The organism is Flavobacterium sedimenticola, assembly GCF_030053345.1.
Classification (GTDB): domain Bacteria; phylum Bacteroidota; class Bacteroidia; order Flavobacteriales; family Flavobacteriaceae; genus Flavobacterium; species Flavobacterium sedimenticola.
The window spans coordinates 109274-126636 of sequence record NZ_JASGBP010000006.1 but is presented as its reverse complement, the minus strand read 5'-3'; the positions used below and the strand labels follow the sequence as shown (position 1 = coordinate 126636).

The 17363-nt window shown below is 41.6% G+C and carries 15 protein-coding genes and 1 tRNA gene; 10 read left to right on the top strand and 6 right to left on the bottom strand.

Translation table 11 applies throughout. The features are described 5' to 3' along the window. The first annotated feature begins 57 nt into the window (after positions 1-57). A complete protein-coding gene (locus QHT84_RS10455) occupies positions 58-921 on the top strand; it encodes a sigma-70 family RNA polymerase sigma factor (protein ID WP_026711939.1) in 864 nt (287 codons plus the stop codon). Between the two features lie 385 nt (positions 922-1306). Then, positions 1307-1969, top strand: coding sequence for a ribulose-phosphate 3-epimerase (rpe, locus tag QHT84_RS10450; protein WP_283239508.1), 663 nt, complete (start codon positions 1307-1309; stop codon positions 1967-1969). Between the two features lie 5 nt (positions 1970-1974). On the opposite strand, the gene QHT84_RS10445 is transcribed toward rpe, so the two are convergent. Next, on the bottom strand, positions 1975-2973 hold the full coding sequence (locus QHT84_RS10445; RefSeq protein WP_283239507.1) for a GntR family transcriptional regulator: 999 nt from the start codon (positions 2971-2973) through the stop codon (positions 1975-1977). Positions 2974-3077: 104 nt separating this feature from the next. On the opposite strand from QHT84_RS10445, the gene QHT84_RS10440 reads away from it, so the two are divergent. The 7 genes from QHT84_RS10440 to QHT84_RS10410 all read left to right on the top strand — a co-directional run bounded on the left by QHT84_RS10440 (position 3078) and on the right by QHT84_RS10410 (position 12673). Next, positions 3078-4124: an aldose epimerase family protein gene (locus QHT84_RS10440; RefSeq protein ID WP_283239506.1), complete on the top strand. Its 1047-nt coding sequence runs from the start codon at positions 3078-3080 to the stop codon at positions 4122-4124. A 2-nt stretch (positions 4125-4126) separates the two neighbouring features. Beyond that, the gene (locus QHT84_RS10435) at positions 4127-5197 is read left to right on the top strand and encodes a glycoside hydrolase family 53 protein (RefSeq protein WP_283239505.1); all 1071 of its coding nucleotides are present in this window, start codon (positions 4127-4129) and stop codon (positions 5195-5197) included. Next, the gene (locus QHT84_RS10430; RefSeq protein WP_283239504.1) at positions 5197-6216 is read left to right on the top strand and encodes a glycoside hydrolase family 53 protein; all 1020 of its coding nucleotides are present in this window, start codon (positions 5197-5199) and stop codon (positions 6214-6216) included. Before QHT84_RS10435 ends, QHT84_RS10430 begins: the two co-directional genes overlap by 1 nt. Positions 6217-6221: 5 nt before the next feature. Next, entirely contained in the window at positions 6222-8630 is a 2409-nt protein-coding gene (gene galA, locus QHT84_RS10425; RefSeq protein ID WP_283239503.1) for a beta-galactosidase GalA, read from the top strand. Then, complete coding sequence (gene galK, locus QHT84_RS10420; protein ID WP_283239502.1) at positions 8630-9799, top strand: galactokinase; 1170 nt, start codon at positions 8630-8632, stop codon at positions 9797-9799. The genes galA and galK overlap by 1 nt, the downstream gene beginning before the upstream one ends. A gap of 149 nt (positions 9800-9948) precedes the next feature. Continuing rightward, positions 9949-11001 carry a UDP-glucose--hexose-1-phosphate uridylyltransferase gene (locus QHT84_RS10415; protein ID WP_283239501.1) on the top strand — a complete coding sequence of 351 codons (1053 nt, stop codon included), beginning with the start codon at positions 9949-9951 and terminating at the stop codon, positions 10999-11001. A gap of 1 nt (position 11002) precedes the next feature. Beyond that, positions 11003-12673 (top strand): sodium/sugar symporter, encoded by a 1671-nt coding sequence (locus QHT84_RS10410; RefSeq protein WP_283239500.1) that lies wholly within the window; start codon positions 11003-11005, stop codon positions 12671-12673. 2 nt (positions 12674-12675) lie between these two features. On the opposite strand, the gene QHT84_RS10405 is transcribed toward QHT84_RS10410, so the two are convergent. Next, positions 12676-13488 carry a zinc-dependent peptidase gene (locus QHT84_RS10405; protein WP_283239499.1) on the bottom strand — a complete coding sequence of 271 codons (813 nt, stop codon included), beginning with the start codon at positions 13486-13488 and terminating at the stop codon, positions 12676-12678. A 106-nt stretch (positions 13489-13594) separates the two neighbouring features. On the opposite strand from QHT84_RS10405, the gene QHT84_RS10400 reads away from it, so the two are divergent. Then, entirely contained in the window at positions 13595-14047 is a 453-nt protein-coding gene (locus QHT84_RS10400) for a hypothetical protein (protein ID WP_283239498.1), read from the top strand. Between the two features lie 143 nt (positions 14048-14190). Here the strand turns inward: QHT84_RS10400 and QHT84_RS10395 are convergent. The 4 genes from QHT84_RS10395 to ftsZ all read right to left on the bottom strand — a co-directional run bounded on the left by QHT84_RS10395 (position 14191) and on the right by ftsZ (position 17294). After that, positions 14191-14264 (bottom strand) — tRNA-Arg (locus QHT84_RS10395). 3 nt (positions 14265-14267) lie between these two features. After that, positions 14268-14516, bottom strand: coding sequence for a GIY-YIG nuclease family protein (locus QHT84_RS10390; protein ID WP_283239497.1), 249 nt, complete (start codon positions 14514-14516; stop codon positions 14268-14270). Between the two features lie 149 nt (positions 14517-14665). Continuing rightward, complete coding sequence (locus QHT84_RS10385; RefSeq protein WP_283239496.1) at positions 14666-15115, bottom strand: GatB/YqeY domain-containing protein; 450 nt, start codon at positions 15113-15115, stop codon at positions 14666-14668. Between the two features lie 238 nt (positions 15116-15353). Then, positions 15354-17294: a cell division protein FtsZ gene (gene ftsZ / locus QHT84_RS10380; protein ID WP_283239495.1), complete on the bottom strand. Its 1941-nt coding sequence runs from the start codon at positions 17292-17294 to the stop codon at positions 15354-15356. Between the last annotated feature and the right edge of the window lie 69 nt (positions 17295-17363).

Below are 17363 nucleotides of genomic sequence, written 5' to 3'. Positions count from 1 at the left end.
TTTTGAAACTCACAACGTACAACAGCCTGAATACTTTAAAGAAAAGGAGAAATTTAGATGAGACAGCTCAAAATCACCAAACAGGTTACCAATCGTGAAACCGCATCCTTAGACAAATACCTACAAGAAATCGGGAAAGTAGATTTGATTACAGCAGATGAAGAAGTGGAATTAGCACAACGCATCAAAGCCGGAGATCAAAGAGCTTTAGAAAAATTAACCAAAGCCAATCTTCGTTTCGTGGTTTCGGTGGCTAAACAGTACCAAAATCAAGGATTAACGTTACCGGATTTGATTAACGAAGGGAATTTAGGATTGATTAAAGCGGCACAACGTTTCGACGAAACCCGTGGTTTTAAATTCATTTCTTATGCTGTATGGTGGATTCGTCAGTCCATCCTTCAGGCTTTGGCCGAGCAATCGCGTATTGTTCGTTTGCCATTGAATAAAATCGGTTCTATCAATAAAATCAACAAAATGTACGCCTTGTTAGAGCAATCTAACGAACGCGCCCCTTCTGCTGAAGAAATTGCCAAAGAGCTTGATATGACCGTAAACGACGTAAAAGAGTCCATGAAAAACTCAGGCCGTCATTTATCCATGGATGCGCCATTAGTAGAAGGAGAAGACTCTAACTTATACGACGTATTGCGTTCCGGAGAATCTCCAAATCCCGATAGAGAATTGATTCACGAATCATTACGTACGGAAATCGAAAGATCTTTGGAAACTTTAACGCCACGTGAAGCAGATGTTGTACGTTTGTATTTCGGTTTAGGCGACCAACATCCGATGACGTTAGAAGAAATCGGAGAAACATTCGATTTAACCCGCGAGCGTGTGCGTCAAATTAAAGAAAAAGCCATACGTCGACTAAAACACACTTCCAGAAGTAAAATATTAAAAACATACTTGGGATAATCCCAATAACCGCAACAACAGTCTGATTAACTGTTCGTTTTTTGATTGATGATTGAAACTCCGGCTGATTACCGGAGTTTTATTTTTTGTATGAGGAATAAAACTCCGGTCTGTTCGCTTTGCTCGATTTCCCGGAGTTTTATTTTTTAAACACCCTCTTATTTGGGCGTTGCCTACGGCCGGGCTATCCACTACAATCTTTTTTAGTATTGTATTTCCCTACGCAAGCTTCGGGTAATCCTAAAAAAGGATTTCCGTTCCTATCCCTAACGCAAGCTCTGCCGTAATTTAACCCAAAACTTTCTTTGCGAACTTCGGAAAAAAACCTTGCTGACTTTGCGGTGAATAAACTAATTTTGCACCAACAACACACAACATGATCAAAATGAAAAACACCCTTATTGCACCATCAGTTCTGGCAGCCGATTTTGCCAATTTACAACGCGACATCGAAATGATTAATACGAGTGAAGCCGATTGGTTTCACATCGACATTATGGATGGTGTTTTTGTTCCTAATATTTCGTTTGGAATGCCGGTTTTACAAGCTATTTCAAAGCATGCCCAAAAAACCGTTGATGTGCATTTAATGATTGTGGATCCCGACCGATACATCAAAACTTTTGCCTCGTTGGGCGCTAATATATTAACCGTTCATTACGAGGCTTGTACTCATTTGCATCGAACTTTACAAGCCATTAAAGCCGAAGGCATGAAAGCCGGCGTTGCACTAAACCCGCACACCAACGTCAGTTTACTTGAGGATGTAATCAAAGACATCGATTTAGTATGTCTGATGAGTGTCAATCCCGGATTCGGCGGACAATCCTTTATCGAAAATACCTATATCAAAGTCGAGAAGTTAAAAGAACTTATTATCCGTAAAAATGCTCCGACAGTCATCGAAATTGATGGCGGTGTAACCGATAAAAATGCGAAACAATTAGTTCAGGCCGGAGCCGATGTTTTGGTAGCAGGAAGTTTTGTTTTCGGGGCTAAAAACCCAATACAAACCATAGCCGATTTAAAAAAAATCACTGCCTTATAAGCATCTCAAAGTGAATTTCTCATAATCAACCTAGAGATATTTTTTATACTTGATTTCGAATTGGTATTAATCATTTGTGCCAATGTTTTTCCCATGGCATTAAAATCTGTGGAAATGGTTGTAATACCATTCTCTACCACTTTTTTCAACGAAGTATCGTTGTAGGATATGATGCCGTAATCAACCCCTAAAATGAAACCCTGCCGCTTTGCTTGTTCTATCACGTTTACCAAATGCCGGTCATTGGGAATAATAAACAAACTGCCTTTTTGTATCTCATTGTCTTCAAAAGAAGAAATAACAGAATGCTTGTTGTTATTTTCAACACAAAACTTCAAAAAACCACTCACCATACCGGTCGGTTCTTTCTCTCCGGGAAAAATCAAAATCAACTCGGTATATTTTTTCACCTTATCCAACCCGAAAGTTAACGCATCATACATATCGGCCACAAAATCCTGATAAACCGCCGGAAACTCCTTGAAACTTTCATTCGTTTGGTCTAAAATATAAGTATCGTTCAAAGGCAACGACCTAACCAAATCTACCGGAATTTCCAGGTTGGAAGGCATAATGATGTACTTAGAATAGTTGCCTTTGCTCTCCTCTACTAACTTCTTGAACATCTCCAAATTAAAATGATGAAAGAAAATATCAATTTGGAAATTCTTATTCACGTGATAGAGAAAAGAAGTATACAAATCTTCTTTAAACGCATTCAATTCATCAAACAGTAAAAAAACGCGTTGCTCCAAAGTAAAGGCAACACGCTTCACATAATAACCTTTTCCCAAAACCGAATAAATAATGCCGCGCTTCTTTAATTCATCATAGGCCAATAAAACGGTATCTCTTGAAATAGAAAATTCCAAACTGACTTTGTTTACCGACGGTAATTTATCTTCTCTTTTTAATCGCTTCTCCGCTATGGCCATTTCAACAGACAGTACGATTTGTTTGTATTTAGGCTGTGCCGATTGATTGTTTATCGTGATGATTTTCATACTCCATACAATTAACTGGTGGTAAGTTACGAAAAAACCGGTAGGTAGTGGTATGGATGAAAAAGATAAAACGATACTTTCGTTATAAGATTGATAAAAAAACCATGTTTAAAAACCATATTTCACAAAACAACCCAAGTCTAAATGAAAAATTCTTCGGATTGACACCGGAGAACCAAGAGGTATTTTGCTACACATTAACCAATAAACAGGGTATGGAAGTAAGTGTAATTAATTACGGAGCAACAATAACCTCAATAAAAATTCCGAATTCAAATGGTATAAAAACCGATGTGGTTTTGGGATTCGACAAATTGGAAAGCTATATCAATTCATTTAACTTACCCAGCGCACCTTATTTGGGAGCCGTTGTAGGCAGATATGCCGGCAGAATTAACAATGCCTCTTTTATATTAAACGGGGAAAAAATCCAATTGACCAGTAACCACAACAGACATCAAATTCACGGTGGTTCAGTTGGTTTCAGCCAAAAAGTATGGACAGTCAAAAGCATTCCCTCAGAGGAAACGCAATCCATTATTTTAGAGTATTTGAGCGTTGACAATGAAGAAAATTTTCCGGGAGAATTAAGCGTAAGAGTAACTTATACCTTAACTGACCAAAATGAACTAAAAGTGGAATTTTCTGCAAAATCCACCGAAGATACCATAGTAAACCTCACACAACACAGTTACTTTAATTTAAATGGTCATCAAGAAAACATCAACCATCAAAAAATTACTATTAATGCCGATACCATGCTGGAAACAACCGAAGAATTAATCCCGACAGGTAAATTTATCTCTTTAAAAAATCATGATTACGATTTTTCAACAACCAAAGATTGTCCGGCAATCATTGATAACACCTTTGTATTAAACGATACAAAAGCAGCTACAATGTATGGTGAAAAATCAAAAATTAAAATGACAGTTATCACCAACCAACCGGCAGTCCATGTTTATGTTGGCGGCAATTGCTTTGATCAAATTAAAGGAAAAGAAGCTACGGAGTATCACAAAACCAGCGGGATTTGTTTTGAAACTCAAAACTTTCCGGACGCTCCCAACCACAGTCATTTCCCTACTGCTGTTTTAGGGAAAAACGAATGGTACTCCCATCAAACTATATTCAAATTTGAAAATCTATAGCTATGAAAAAGGTAGTATTACTCCTGTTATCCGTTTCATTGTTTTCCTGTTCTTCCGACAGCAATTCAGATACGCAATCACCGGTGAATGAAGATGTTTTTCTCCGTGGTGCCGATATGTCTTATCTTCCTTTAATTGAAAGCGAAGGCACGGTTTTCAAACACAACGGTAACAATGAAGACGCCATCATAACCTTAAAAAATGCTGGCTGCAATACCATCCGAATTCGTTTATGGCAAAATCCATCCGACGGGCATTCGGGGATGGCCGAAGTAAAAACTTTTGCTCAAAGAGTCAAAGCAGCCGGACTTAAGGTATGGTTAACCGTACATTATTCGGACACTTGGGCCGATCCGGCACATCAAACCAAACCTGCAGCTTGGCAAAGTTTACCGTTTGCTGCTTTGAAAACAGCCGTTACCGATTATACGAATTTGGTCATGACCGAAATCAATCCTGATATCATTCAAATCGGCAATGAAACCAACGACGGTATGCTTTGGCCGGAAGGCAAACTTTCCACTAATGAAAATCAATATTTGGAACTCGTTTCTGCTGCCGGTGCGGCCATCAGAAGTAAATCAACAACCGCAAAAATCATGTTACACCACGCCGGTATATCCGGCTCGGATTGGTATTTCAGTAAAGTCGCCAACATCGATTATGATTACATCGGCTTGTCGTATTACCCTATTTGGCATGGAACCAATTTGGTAACACTACAAAATACGATGAACGCTTTGGGCCAATTGTACAACAAAAAGGTCGTTATTGCGGAAACAGCCTATCCGTTTACCTTTGATTACAACGATTACACCAACAACATCATTGGTTTACCCAACCAAATTTTACCGGCTTTCCCGGCTACTCCAACTGGTCAAAAAGGATTTCTTTCTGCCATCAAAAACACCGTCACACAAAGCAATTACGGCTTAGGATTTTGTTATTGGGGTAGCGAATGGGTCGCTTTCCGAGGGCCAACAGCAACCAACGGTTCTTCCTGGGAAAATCAAGCTTTATGGGATTTTAACAACAATTCGCTTCCAACCCTGGAAGTATTTAATGCTAATTGATGATGAAACGAAACGCAATAACCTTACTCCTGCTTTTAATTACCGGATTAAATTTCGGGCAAAAAAAAGAAACAGTTTTCGCTAAAGGTGCCGACGTAGGTTGGCTACCCCAAATGGAAGCCACAGGATACAAATTCTACGACACCAACGGTAAAGAAGCGGATTGCCTGCAAATACTAAAAGACTTAGGCATGAACTCCATCCGTTTACGGGTTTGGGTCAATCCTTCAAATGATAAAACGAGCGGCCATTGCAGTAAAGAAGAAACTATAGTCATGGCCTTACGCGCTCAAAAATTGGGGTTCCGAATCATGATTAACTTTCATTATTCCGACTCCTGGGCAGATCCGGCCAAACAATTCAAACCGAAAGACTGGGAAAAACATTCCTTTGCCGAATTGTTAAACGATGTTTACAACCATACGTATGACGTTATCAATTCTTTAAAACAAGCCGGCGTCACACCCGAATGGGTTCAAGTAGGCAATGAAATTCCGGGCGGTATGCTGTGGCCCGACGGCAGTACCGACAATTGGCCGCAACTCGGACAGCTATTAAACAAAGGTTATGATGCGGTAAAAGCAGTCGATAAAAACATCAAAGTCATTGTACACGTTGACGAAGGCAACAACAACGAAAAATTCAGAATCTTTTTTGACAATGCTACAGCGCAGAAAGTAAAATATGACGTAATTGGTTTGTCTTATTATCCGTATTGGATTAAAAAAGATTATACCGAAACCATAGCCGATCTGGAGTTCAATCTCAATGATATGGCGAAACGCTACGGCAAAGAAGTCATGGTCGTAGAAGTGGGCGGCGAAGATAATCAAGTACAAAACACCTATGAACTATTAACAGCCACCATTAAAGCCGTTAAAAACGTACCGAACAATAAAGGCATCGGCGTGCTTTATTGGGAACCGCAAGGCGCCCGAAGCTGGAGTCATTATGCCCTGAGCGCTTGGCAAGCGGACGGCAAACCATCTCCGGCATTAAACGCTTTTAAAGAAAATTAATCGCAATGAAAAACTTTCAAAAACAATACCTCACCGCCTTATTTTTGGCACTGAGTTTTATAACATCAGCTCAGCAAAAAATCAGTCTTGATGACGACTGGAGATTCCAGTTCGGCCACGCAGCCAATCCGGACAAAGACTTTGACTATGGCAATAAACTACTATTCCACAAATCCAATGTGTTTGAAACTACGGTAGTCAACCCTAAATTCATCGACACTACTTGGCGTAAAATCAATGTACCACACGATTGGGTTGTCGAATTGCCTTTTGTAAAATCGACCACTCATGAAATGGACACGCACGGCTACAAACCGGTTGGTAGTGCTTATCCGGAAACCAGCATCGGTTGGTATCGAAAACATTTTTCCATTGATAAAAAAGATGCGAACAAGCGTTTCGAACTCCAATTTGACGGCATTTACAGAAATGCGACTATTTGGATTAACGGCTTTTATGTGGGTACCAACTTCAGCGGCTATGTCGGTAATTCGTTCGATGTAACCGACTATATGAATTTTGAAAGCGATAATGTTTTGGTGGTTCGTGTAGATGCTACCCAAGCTGAAGGTTGGTTTTACGAAGGTGCCGGGATTTACCGCCACGTTTGGCTTAATGTCACTAATAAATTCCATATTCCTCAAGACGGCATTTTTGTGCATTCGGAAGTTCAAGGCAAAAACGCCTCGGTAACCATAGAAACTACTTTGCAAAATAACAATCTCATTACAACCAACGGCACCGTTTACAACCTAATCACCGACAGAAACGGAAAAATACTGGTCCAAACTTCGGAGCATAAAATCAACTTAGGTATCCGAAAAAACATCACCATAAAACAAAAAATGAAATTGACCAATGCCCGACTCTGGTCTGTAGACGACCCGTATTTGTACAAAGTCATTACTGTAGTGAAGTCGGGAAACCATATCGTTCACCAAGCTCAAACCCGATTCGGTATCAAAACAGTGCGCTTCGATGCCAATGAAGGTTTCTTTTTAAACGGAAAACACCTCAAAATTCAGGGCACCAACAACCACCAAGACCACGCCGGCATTGGCAGCGCTCTACCCGATTACTTGCAATATTATCGCATCAAACTGTTAAAAGAATTGGGCTCTAACGCCTACAGAGCTAGTCACAATGCCCCAACACCTGAACTCTTGGAAGCTTGTGACAGTTTGGGCATGTTGGTTATCGATGAGCAACGTTTGCTGAACAGCAGCCCGGAGTATATCGACCAATTCCAACGCCTAATCAAACGCGACAGAAATCATGCTTCCGTGTTTTTGTGGTCTATTGGTAACGAAGAGCAAAACATTCAAGGCAATGACTACGGCAAAAAAATTGCACAAACCTTACTCGCCATTCAAAAAGAGTTAGATCCAACCCGAACCAGTACCTATGCGGCCGATATGGCCAACGAATTTAAAGGCGTCAACGAAGTCATCCCGATTCGCGGATTCAACTACCGCGAATACGCCGTAGCCGATTACCACCGAGACCATCCCAACCAACCGTTATTAGGAACCGAAATGGGAAGCACCGTAACCACGCGCGGCATTTACGAAAAAGACGAAATCAGGGCTTATGTTCCCGACCAAGACATTACACATCCTTGGTGGGCCAGCAAAGCCGAAACTTGGTGGAAACTCGCCGCCGAAAACGATTATTGGTTAGGCGGATTTGTATGGACCGGATTCGATTATCGCGGCGAACCAACGCCATACAAATGGCCTAACATCAGCTCGCATTTCGGCATTATGGATGTGTGTGGCTTCCCGAAAAACATTTACTACTACTATCAAAGTTGGTGGACCGATAAGGATGTTTTGCACATTTCACCGCATTGGAACTGGCCGGAAAAAACAGGCCAACCTATAGAAGTTTGGGTCAACTCCAATGCTGATGAAATCGAACTTTTCCTGAACGGAAAAACGGTAGGCAAAAAAGTCATGCCAAGAAACAGCCACCTCAAATGGCAAGTCAACTACGAACCGGGAACACTGGAAGCCATCGGCTATAAGAAAGGTAAAAAAATCACCTCAAAAGTAGAAACCACCGGCACACCATACAAAGTGGTACTCAATACCGATAAAAGTATACTCACAGCCAACGGAAAAGATGCGACCGTTTTCAACGTATCCATAGTAGACGATAAAGGCCGAGAAGTACCGGTAGCGGATAACAGAGTGCTATTCGCTCTCTCCGGAGATGCTAAAATCATTGGGGTCGGCAACGGCGACCCAAGTTCGCACGAACCCGATAAATGTGCCGAAGGCGCTTGGCAACGCAGTGCATTTAACGGCAAATGTCAAGTGATTCTTTTGGCCGGAAAAACGCCGGGAACAGTTACCCTCGAAGCCAAGTCTAACGGATTATTTACAGCTTCTGCAACCATACAAATCCAATAATGAAGAAAAAGCTTATCCAACATACTTCGGAACACTTTCAGAACGTATTTCAAAAAGCACCCGAGCATATTTTCTTGTCTCCAGGACGCATCAATATCATCGGGGAACACGTCGATTATAACGACGGATTTGTGATGCCCGCCGCCATCAATAAATACATTTGTTTTGCCATTTCAAAAAACGCCGATACCCACTTCACCCTTATTGCCCAAGATCTCAACGAAGCTTACCAATTGGATTTGAATGACAACCTAAAACCTGTGAATACCATGTGGGTAAATTACATTTTAGGCGTGCTCCATCAATTAAAAAGCAAAGGCTTATCTTCGGGTTGTAACATTGTTTTCAGCAGTACGATTCCGATGGGCGCCGGTTTATCCTCTTCCGCTGCTTTAGAATGTGGTGTGGCTTATGCCATGAACAAACTATTCGACTTAGGTTTAACCAAACAAGATATGGCGCACATCGGTCAACAATCGGAACACACTTTCGTGGGTGTGCATTGTGGTATCATGGACCAATTTGCTTCCGTTTTCGGAAAAAAAAACCGTGTCATCAAACTCGATTGCAATACCCTGGAATACGAATACTACAAGGCCGATTTCAAAAAATATGCGTTACTTTTATTGGACAGCAATGTCAAACACACACACTTAACTTCGGGCTACAACGATAGAAGACAAGAGGTGGAACAAGGCTTAACCATCATCAAACAAAACTTTCCTGAGGTCAAAACCTTCCGCGATTGCCAAGAAATTATGCTACTTGGTCTCAAAGATCAACTCGGTGAAACTATTTACAAACGCTGTCATTTTGTGGTTAAAGAAATTCAAAGGGTTCAAGAGGCCGCTGAGGCATTAAAGAATTCCGATTTTAAAAAATTAGGCCAATTACTATCGGAAACCCACCAAGGATTGTCCGAAGAGTACGAGGTAAGTTGCCCCGAAATCGACTTTTTAGTCCATGCCGTACAAGAAGAAAAATCCGTGCTCGGGGCACGCATGATGGGTGGTGGCTTCGGCGGCTGCTCCATCAATCTGATTGAAAAAGGGACCGAAAAAGAGGTCATCGCCAAAATCACAAAACAATACCGAAACCAATTCGGCATCCAACTAAAAGCCTATAAAGTAAAGATTTCAAAAGGAACAACAAAATATAAAATGAAATAGGGCGTTACCCCTCGGCCTGCCTTGAGCCTGCCGAAAGGGGTCGGGCTTTCCGCACTCGCTTTTTTGTTTTGTCATCCTGAGCCTGCCGAAGGACAAAACAAAAAGAGCTCAAACAAAGCTACAATCCCTAACGCAAAACAAAAGCAAATATGCAACAATTCAACGCTAACGAACATCCGCACCGAAGATACAATCCGTTACTCGACGAATGGATACTGGTTTCTCCGCATCGTGCCAAGCGACCATGGCAAGGACAAAAGGAAACCCTACCCGAAGATAATAGGCCGGAACTCGACGCCAATTGCTACTTATGTGCCGGAAATACCCGTGCCAACGGCGAAAAAAATCCGGAGTACACAGATTGTTATGTCTTTGAAAACGACTTTTCAGCGCTACTTACTACCGAAGTTAATTTTGAAAGCAAAGAACCATCGCTTTTCCAATTAAAACCGGAACGCGGTATCAATAAAGTGGTTTGTTTTTCACCCAAACACAACCTCACCTTACCCGAAATGGAAGTCGAAGCCATCGAAAAAGTAGTCCAAACTTGGGCAGCACAGTACCTCGAATTGGGCAGCCACGACTTTATCAATTACGTTCAAATTTTCGAAAACAAAGGCAGTGTCATGGGCTGCAGCAATCCGCATCCGCACGGGCAAATTTGGGCCCAATCGTCGTTACCGACGCAAATCGAAAAAACGCAAAAAAATCTGCGTGCTTACTATGACAAAAACAAAACCAGCTTGCTCAAAGATTATTTGGAGCAAGAATTAAAACAGCAAGAGCGCATCGTTTTAGAGAATGAGCACTTTGTCGTTTTGGTTCCGTTTTGGGCAACCTGGCCCTACGAGACCTTGATTATCTCTAAAAGGCATTTCAGCAATATCATCGCCATGACACAAGAAGAAACCCGAGCGTTTGCCGAAATCATCAAAGGTATTACCACAAAATACGACAACCTTTTTGAAACGTCTTTCCCGTATTCCTCCGGTATTCATCAAGCACCAACCGACAGAGTGGCCCATCCCGAGTGGCATTTCCACATGCATTTTTACCCGCCGTTACTGCGCAGTGCTACTGTCAAAAAGTTCATGGTAGGCTACGAAATGCTGGGCGAAGCCCAGCGTGATATTGCACCGGAACAAAGCGCCAAAATTTTAAGAGAATTGCCTAACCAACATTATAAAACCAAAAACCAATAGTATGCAAACTTTAGCCACCCAGGATTACATTGTCTTCTTCGCGTATTTTGTCATCATTGTCGGATACGGCTTATGGATTTACAACCGAAAAAAGAAAGCGCAAACCAGCAGTAACGATTATTTTTTGGCCGAGGGGTCTTTGACCTGGTGGGCAATTGGCGCGTCATTAATTGCCAGTAACATCAGTGCCGAACAGTTTATCGGGATGAGCGGCAGCGGATTCAAAATGGGACTGGCTATTGCAACCTACGAATGGATGGCAGCCGCCACGTTAATCATAGTGGCTATTTTCTTTATGCCGGTCTATCTGAAAAATAAAATTTTCACAATGCCCCAATACCTGAACAAGCGGTATAACAGCAATGTGGCCATGATTATGGCAGTATTTTGGCTCTTACTCTATGTATTAGTCAACCTTACTTCTATCCTGTACTTGGGTGCTTTAGCCATCAGCAGTATTTCGGGATTGAACATTACATTTTGCATGGTATTCTTGGCCATTTTTGCCGTGATGATTACACTGGGCGGGATGAAAGTAATTGGCTATACCGATGTGATTCAGGTCTTCTTTTTGATTTTAGGCGGATTGGTAACCACATATTTGGCCTTGAACCTGGTGGCAACCGAGTTCGGTTCGGAAGGTGTCATCAGCGGATTTAATCTCATGAGAGACAAAGCCGATGACCATTTCCACATGATATTCGACAAATCCAATCCGAATTATATGGATTTACCTGGCTTATCGGTGCTTATCGGCGGAATGTTAATTATCAACCTAAATTACTGGGGGTGCAACCAATACATTACCCAACGCGCTTTGGGAGCCGATTTAAAAACGGCGCGCGGCGGTATCTTGTTCGCCGCTTTCTTAAAACTGTTAATGCCGGTCATAGTGGTTCTACCCGGAATTGCGGCCTATGTATTGTACCAAAGCGGGCACTTCCAAACCGAAATGCTCCAAGACGGCAGTGTAAATCCGGACAGAGCCTATCCTATCTTATTAAACTTGTTGCCGGTTGGTTTAAAAGGATTGTCGTTTGCCGCTTTAACGGCTGCCATTGTCGCTTCGTTAGCCGGAAAAGCCAACAGCATTGCTACGATTTTTACCTTGGACATATATAAAGAAAAAATCAATGTAGAAGCCGATGAAAAGAAATTGGTTCGTATCGGGAAACTAACCATAATTACGGCAATGATAATCGCCGTAGTGGTGGCTCCGTTTATGGGCATCGATAAAAAAGGCGGCTTCCAATACATACAAGAGTATACCGGATTTGTGAGTCCGGGTGTGTTTGCCATGTTTATTTTGGGATTCTTCTGGAAAAAAACTACTTCCAATGCAGCGCTGTTTGCCACCATTGGCGGATTCCTGATGTCAATCCTATTCAAGTTTATGCCGGCGTTTGTCGATTTGGCTTTCTTACATCCAATGGGATTTGCCGTGCCTAATGCGGATGGCGTTTATGAAATGCCGTTTATCGACCGCATGGGATTTGTCTTTGGGCTATGTGTCATCGGGATGTATTTCATCAGCACTTATGAAACCAAAAAAGGTGTTACACCTAATGGCTTGGAAGTAGACAAAGCCCTGTTTAAAATGTCGCCGAGTTTTACGGTTGGTATGTTGGTGATCCTTTCGCTGTTAGCGGCTTTGTATTCCCTATTTTGGTAAACTCAATGTTTGTGATTGAGCATTTTGCTCACATGACCGTACAGCTCCGGGAAATGACTTTTAAATGCATCGGGCGTTTCAAAATAATGCTCGATAATTACCGAAATAAATTCAAACGGATTGGTGTAAGCGTAAATTCGGAAGTAATCGGAGTCGATGAGTCGTTGCCGGTTTGGCGGATGATTGACCTCTTGTTTTAACTTATCGTAGTGTTTTCGGAACGCCAAAGCACTGCCATCATTATTTTTCAAACTGTGATGATGAATCACATGCGCGAATTCGTGTATGCCGAGGTTTAAATTGTCATTATCGACTTCGTAACCCGACACAAAATCTTTCCAGGAAAAGACCACCGCTTTCAATCCCGGATTGAACTCACCTTTATGGTATTGCTCGTTGTAAGTCGAATAATAGGCTTCGGGATATACTATAATTTTATCAAAAGAGTCGACTAAATAGCGTCGCATTCCGAAAGTAAGCATCACATAAGTTCCGGCAATCAGTGTTTGCACTTGGGTATCGACCTGAAACGAATCGCGCGGAATAATCGGGTAGTTTTGGTGAAACGAAGCCACACGGTGCTCAAAATACGTTTTGTGTTTGGGCGACAATTTGTGGTAAAACGGAAAATGTTGACGCAAATAATAGGCTTCTTCGGGCGTGATTTTTTGGGTTCTGAAATAGAGGTGAATGTACAGTGGTTTTTGAAAAACGGCTATCCAGAGGTCATCCAAAAAACTCATGATAAACATGCCGAAATACAAGAAAAAAGCGCCTACCACAGACAAGGCAAACAAAGCTATTATAATCTCCATTGGCTAAAGATATAAAAAGCTTCGGAAATTTCAGCGCTGTTGTGAGCGTTCTGAAGATTTCTCCGGCTATCATTTTTTTAGTACTTTTATCAAAACTTACATCACTATGAAGAAATTAATCTCCTTATCGTTCCTTTTCTTTGTTTTGGCAGCCCAAGCCCAAATCAAAGTAACAAAAACTGACGTTAAACCGGTTCTTATTGGTAAAGTGGGCACGCCTACTTTAAGTACGGTAGAAATTACCAAAACCGGCGAATTGGTTACGTTTACCTACCAAAACAACAATAAACCGCAAATAGCCGAATTCAAGACCTTTAGCTTTAAAGATGTGGATGGCGCTTTGGAAGGATTCTACACGGTTATCAACGAAGGTTTTACCACCTTACCTAAAGAGGACATTGTTATTGAGTTGCCTAATGAAACCGTATCGCTTCAATACACCAAGGCAATGAATATTGCCAGTGTAAAGATGAAGGTAACCTATACTAACGGACAAGAAGGCGGCGTTACGGTTTGGTTGACCAAAAGACAAATTGATAAGTTGTTTAACAAATTGTAAATACTATCAAAAAAACGCTCAAGCAAGCTTGTACATAGGGATTTTGCTACGCAACATCCCTCAAAGCTCCGCTTTGAAAATACTTAAAAACAAAAAAACGCTCAAGCAAGCTTGGCGTTTTTTCTTTTTTAAGTATTTATTCGTGACCGCGAAGGGATTCGAACCCCCAACCCTCAGAGCCGAAATCTGATATTCTATCCAGTTGAACTACGCAGCCATTTTATTTATTGTTTAATAGGTTCTTTATGAACTCTCTCCCTATTCCTGTTTTATAATACTTTTCTCTTTCAATTGCTTCATCTCTAGTTTGAAACTTTTCAAAATAAACTAAACTCCATGGTCTATAGCCTTTAGTTGATTTAGTCATCCCAAAATTATGTTCTTCAACTCTTTTTTCAATATTTGAAGTGTGACCTTTGTAAAGTCTTCCATCGATTTCACTTTTCAATATGTAAACATAATATTCCATTGGAACCGAAATCTGATATTCCCTGCCTGCCGGCAGGCAGGTATCCAGTTGAACTACGCAGCCATTTTAGAAAATTAGACTTCTTAGAATTTTAGATTGTCAGACAGCATCTGAGAAGTCTAACTTTCTAAGTAGTCTAATAATCAAAATTATGTCAATAATTTTTTTACTATAGTGGAAATGGTTTTGCCATCGGTTTGCCCGGCTAAGGCCGCTGAGGCTTTCCCCATCACTTGTCCCATTGAAGCCATCCCTAAAAATCCGCCTTCAGCAATGATTTGAGCCACGGCAGCTTCTACTTCGGCTTCGGATAATTGTGCCGGCAAGAATTTTTCAATCACCGCTACTTGTGCCAATTCGGGTTCCGCCAAATCGGGACGGTTTTGCTGTTGGAAAATAGCCGCACTGTCTTTGCGTTGTTTCACCAAACGTTGTAACAATTTAATTTCATCGTCGGCCGACAGCGTATCGCTGGCACCGGCTTCGGTTTTGGCTAAGATAATCCCCGATTTAATAGCGCGTAACGCTTCTAAGGCGATAGTATCTTTGGCTCTCATGGCGTTTTTCATCTCGTCCATGATTTGGGTTTCTAAACTCATATTTCAGATTGTTAGATTATTAGATTTTTAGAAAACGCTAAAAAAGGTTAGCTTTCTAGCCCCGATGGCAGCCGGCTACCGTGTAGCGCGGACAGCGGGAAAACGGACAGCTGAAACCGCCCGAACCTTTCGCTTCCCAACTAAATTTGGGACAAACCTAAAAAGCACTGCGAAGGTAAAAAAATAACCCGAAAATTGCAACGCAATTTCCGGGTTGTTTGATTAGAAAAATGGCAGTCTAATCTACATTATCGTGCAAGAATGAATTATTGGTGCGAATTTGCAAGTCGTCGTTGCTATCGGTACCCAAAGACATTCTGGAGTTTGCAGTATTGTTGGTGTTGTTTGACAGGTCAACACCTAAGCGTTTGTACGCCGGTTCTTTTTCCAATTCCTCGATGCGTGACGGATTGTTATGGAATTTGTAATTGAATTCTTTTAACTTTCTTCGACGCTCGTCGGCTCTGTGTTTCAACGTTTCTTCGATGGTCATCTCTACCGGAGATACTTCGTCGAAATAATTTACCGCTTGCGGTTTTTCGGTCTCCACTTTCATAGTAATGTTCAATTCCTCGGCGATGGGCTCTTCTACAACTTTGGCAGCCGGTTTGGAATTGAGCAAATCGTTTTCCAACTCCATGTATTCCTCTAAAGAGTACTTAATCACACCGCCTTCGTTGAGTTCGGTTACCGGAACAAATTGAACCGGTTCGTTTACGGTAATTTCGTTGGCTTCCGATAAATCAAAAACGATTCTCGATTCTTCTGCCGCTTCAACTACCGGTGCTTCAGCTTTGGGAGTCGGCAAATCGAACGTAAAGGTAATTTGCTCTTCCTCTTTAACGATATTTTGCGGTTCTACCACTTCCATAGCTTTCACTTCGGGAGTAGTCACTTTGAAATCGATGTCTTTGATAGGCGAAACGATTTCGAAAGTCACATCGAGGTTGCGGATGAACTGGTTCATGGCGATAAGCTCGTTATCATCAATCACCGCTGCCACAGGTGTTTCTATGGTTTCTTCTTCGATAAGTTCGAATACAACTTTCTCTTCTTTGGCATCAGTCGATGGTGTTTCAGTCAATGTTTGAAACACTTCTACCGGTTTTTGGGTTAAGTCGCGTACTAATTTTTGGTCATCTTCTAACGAATGAATGATTTTTTTAGACTCAACATTCACAATCCCGTTTTGTTGTTCTACGTTGAACCCGGTAGCGATGATGGTTACAGCGATGGCTTCTCCTAACGCTTCGTCTTCTCCTACACCCATAATGATGTTGGCATTGTAGCCGGCTTCGGTTTGGATATGATCGTTGATTTCTCCGATTTCGTCAATGGTAATTTCGTTAGAGCCGGAAACGATAAGCAACAATACGTTTTTAGCTCCTGTAATTTTATTGTCGTTTAACAACGGTGAATCCAAAGCAGAAATGATGGCTTCTTTCGCTCTGTTATCCCCCGAGGCCGTAGCCGAACCCATGATGGCGGTACCGCTGTTTGACAATACGGTTTTGGCGTCTTTTAAGTCGATGTTTTGCGTGTAGTGGTGTGTGATGACTTCTGCAATACCGCGTGAGGCCGTAGCCAACACCTCGTCTGCTTTAGAGAATCCGGCTTTAAAACCCAAATTGCCGTATACTTCACGAAGTTTGTTGTTATTGATTACAATCAAAGAATCGACCTGTTTTCTTAATTTTTCAACCCCTAACAAGGCTTGATCGGAACGTACTTTTCCTTCAAACTGGAACGGAATAGTTACGATACCTACCGTTAATATGTCTCTTTCTTTGGCTAATTGCGCAATGACTGGAGCAGCACCGGTTCCGGTTCCGCCGCCCATACCGGCAGTGATGAACACCATTTTGGTATTGGTATCCAACATTTTTTCGATATCCGCAATACTTTCCAAGGCCGATTGTTGCCCTACATCGGGATTGGCTCCGGCGCCTAACCCTTCGGTTAGGTTGACTCCTAATTGGATTTTATTAGGTACCGGGCTGTTTTGAAGCGCTTGTGAGTCGGTATTACAAACAATAAAATCTACGCCTTTGATTCCTTGTTTGAACATGTGGTTGATGGCGTTACTTCCTCCGCCGCCAACTCCGATTACTTTAATCACATTTGATTGATTCTTTGGTAAATCAAATGAGATACTTCCAAATTCTGAGTTGCTCATCATACTATTTTGGGTTTTGTTAGGTTTTATTCTGATTCTGTATTCTATTGTTCCGGTTGAAGCAAAATGAGG

Excerpts from the sequence above, each read along its gene's own strand:
- QHT84_RS10430 (WP_283239504.1), top strand. The coding sequence starts at position 5,197 with ATGATGAAACGAAACGCAATAACCTTACTCCTGCTTTTAATTACCGGA.
- ftsZ (WP_283239495.1), bottom strand. The coding sequence starts at position 17,294 with ATGATGAGCAACTCAGAATTTGGAAGTATCTCATTTGATTTACCAAAG.
- QHT84_RS10445 (WP_283239507.1), bottom strand. The coding sequence starts at position 2,973 with ATGAAAATCATCACGATAAACAATCAATCGGCACAGCCTAAATACAAA.
- QHT84_RS10400 (WP_283239498.1), top strand. The coding sequence starts at position 13,595 with ATGAAGAAATTAATCTCCTTATCGTTCCTTTTCTTTGTTTTGGCAGCC.
- QHT84_RS10415 (WP_283239501.1), top strand. The coding sequence starts at position 9,949 with ATGCAACAATTCAACGCTAACGAACATCCGCACCGAAGATACAATCCG.
- QHT84_RS10410 (WP_283239500.1), top strand. The coding sequence starts at position 11,003 with ATGCAAACTTTAGCCACCCAGGATTACATTGTCTTCTTCGCGTATTTT.
- galK (WP_283239502.1), top strand. The coding sequence starts at position 8,630 with ATGAAGAAAAAGCTTATCCAACATACTTCGGAACACTTTCAGAACGTA.
- rpe (WP_283239508.1), top strand. The coding sequence starts at position 1,307 with ATGAAAAACACCCTTATTGCACCATCAGTTCTGGCAGCCGATTTTGCC.
- QHT84_RS10440 (WP_283239506.1), top strand. The coding sequence starts at position 3,078 with ATGTTTAAAAACCATATTTCACAAAACAACCCAAGTCTAAATGAAAAA.
- QHT84_RS10385 (WP_283239496.1), bottom strand. The coding sequence starts at position 15,115 with ATGAGTTTAGAAACCCAAATCATGGACGAGATGAAAAACGCCATGAGA.
- QHT84_RS10455 (WP_026711939.1), top strand. The coding sequence starts at position 58 with ATGAGACAGCTCAAAATCACCAAACAGGTTACCAATCGTGAAACCGCA.
- QHT84_RS10435 (WP_283239505.1), top strand. The coding sequence starts at position 4,127 with ATGAAAAAGGTAGTATTACTCCTGTTATCCGTTTCATTGTTTTCCTGT.
- galA (WP_283239503.1), top strand. The coding sequence starts at position 6,222 with ATGAAAAACTTTCAAAAACAATACCTCACCGCCTTATTTTTGGCACTG.
- QHT84_RS10390 (WP_283239497.1), bottom strand. The coding sequence starts at position 14,516 with ATGGAATATTATGTTTACATATTGAAAAGTGAAATCGATGGAAGACTT.
- QHT84_RS10405 (WP_283239499.1), bottom strand. The coding sequence starts at position 13,488 with ATGGAGATTATAATAGCTTTGTTTGCCTTGTCTGTGGTAGGCGCTTTT.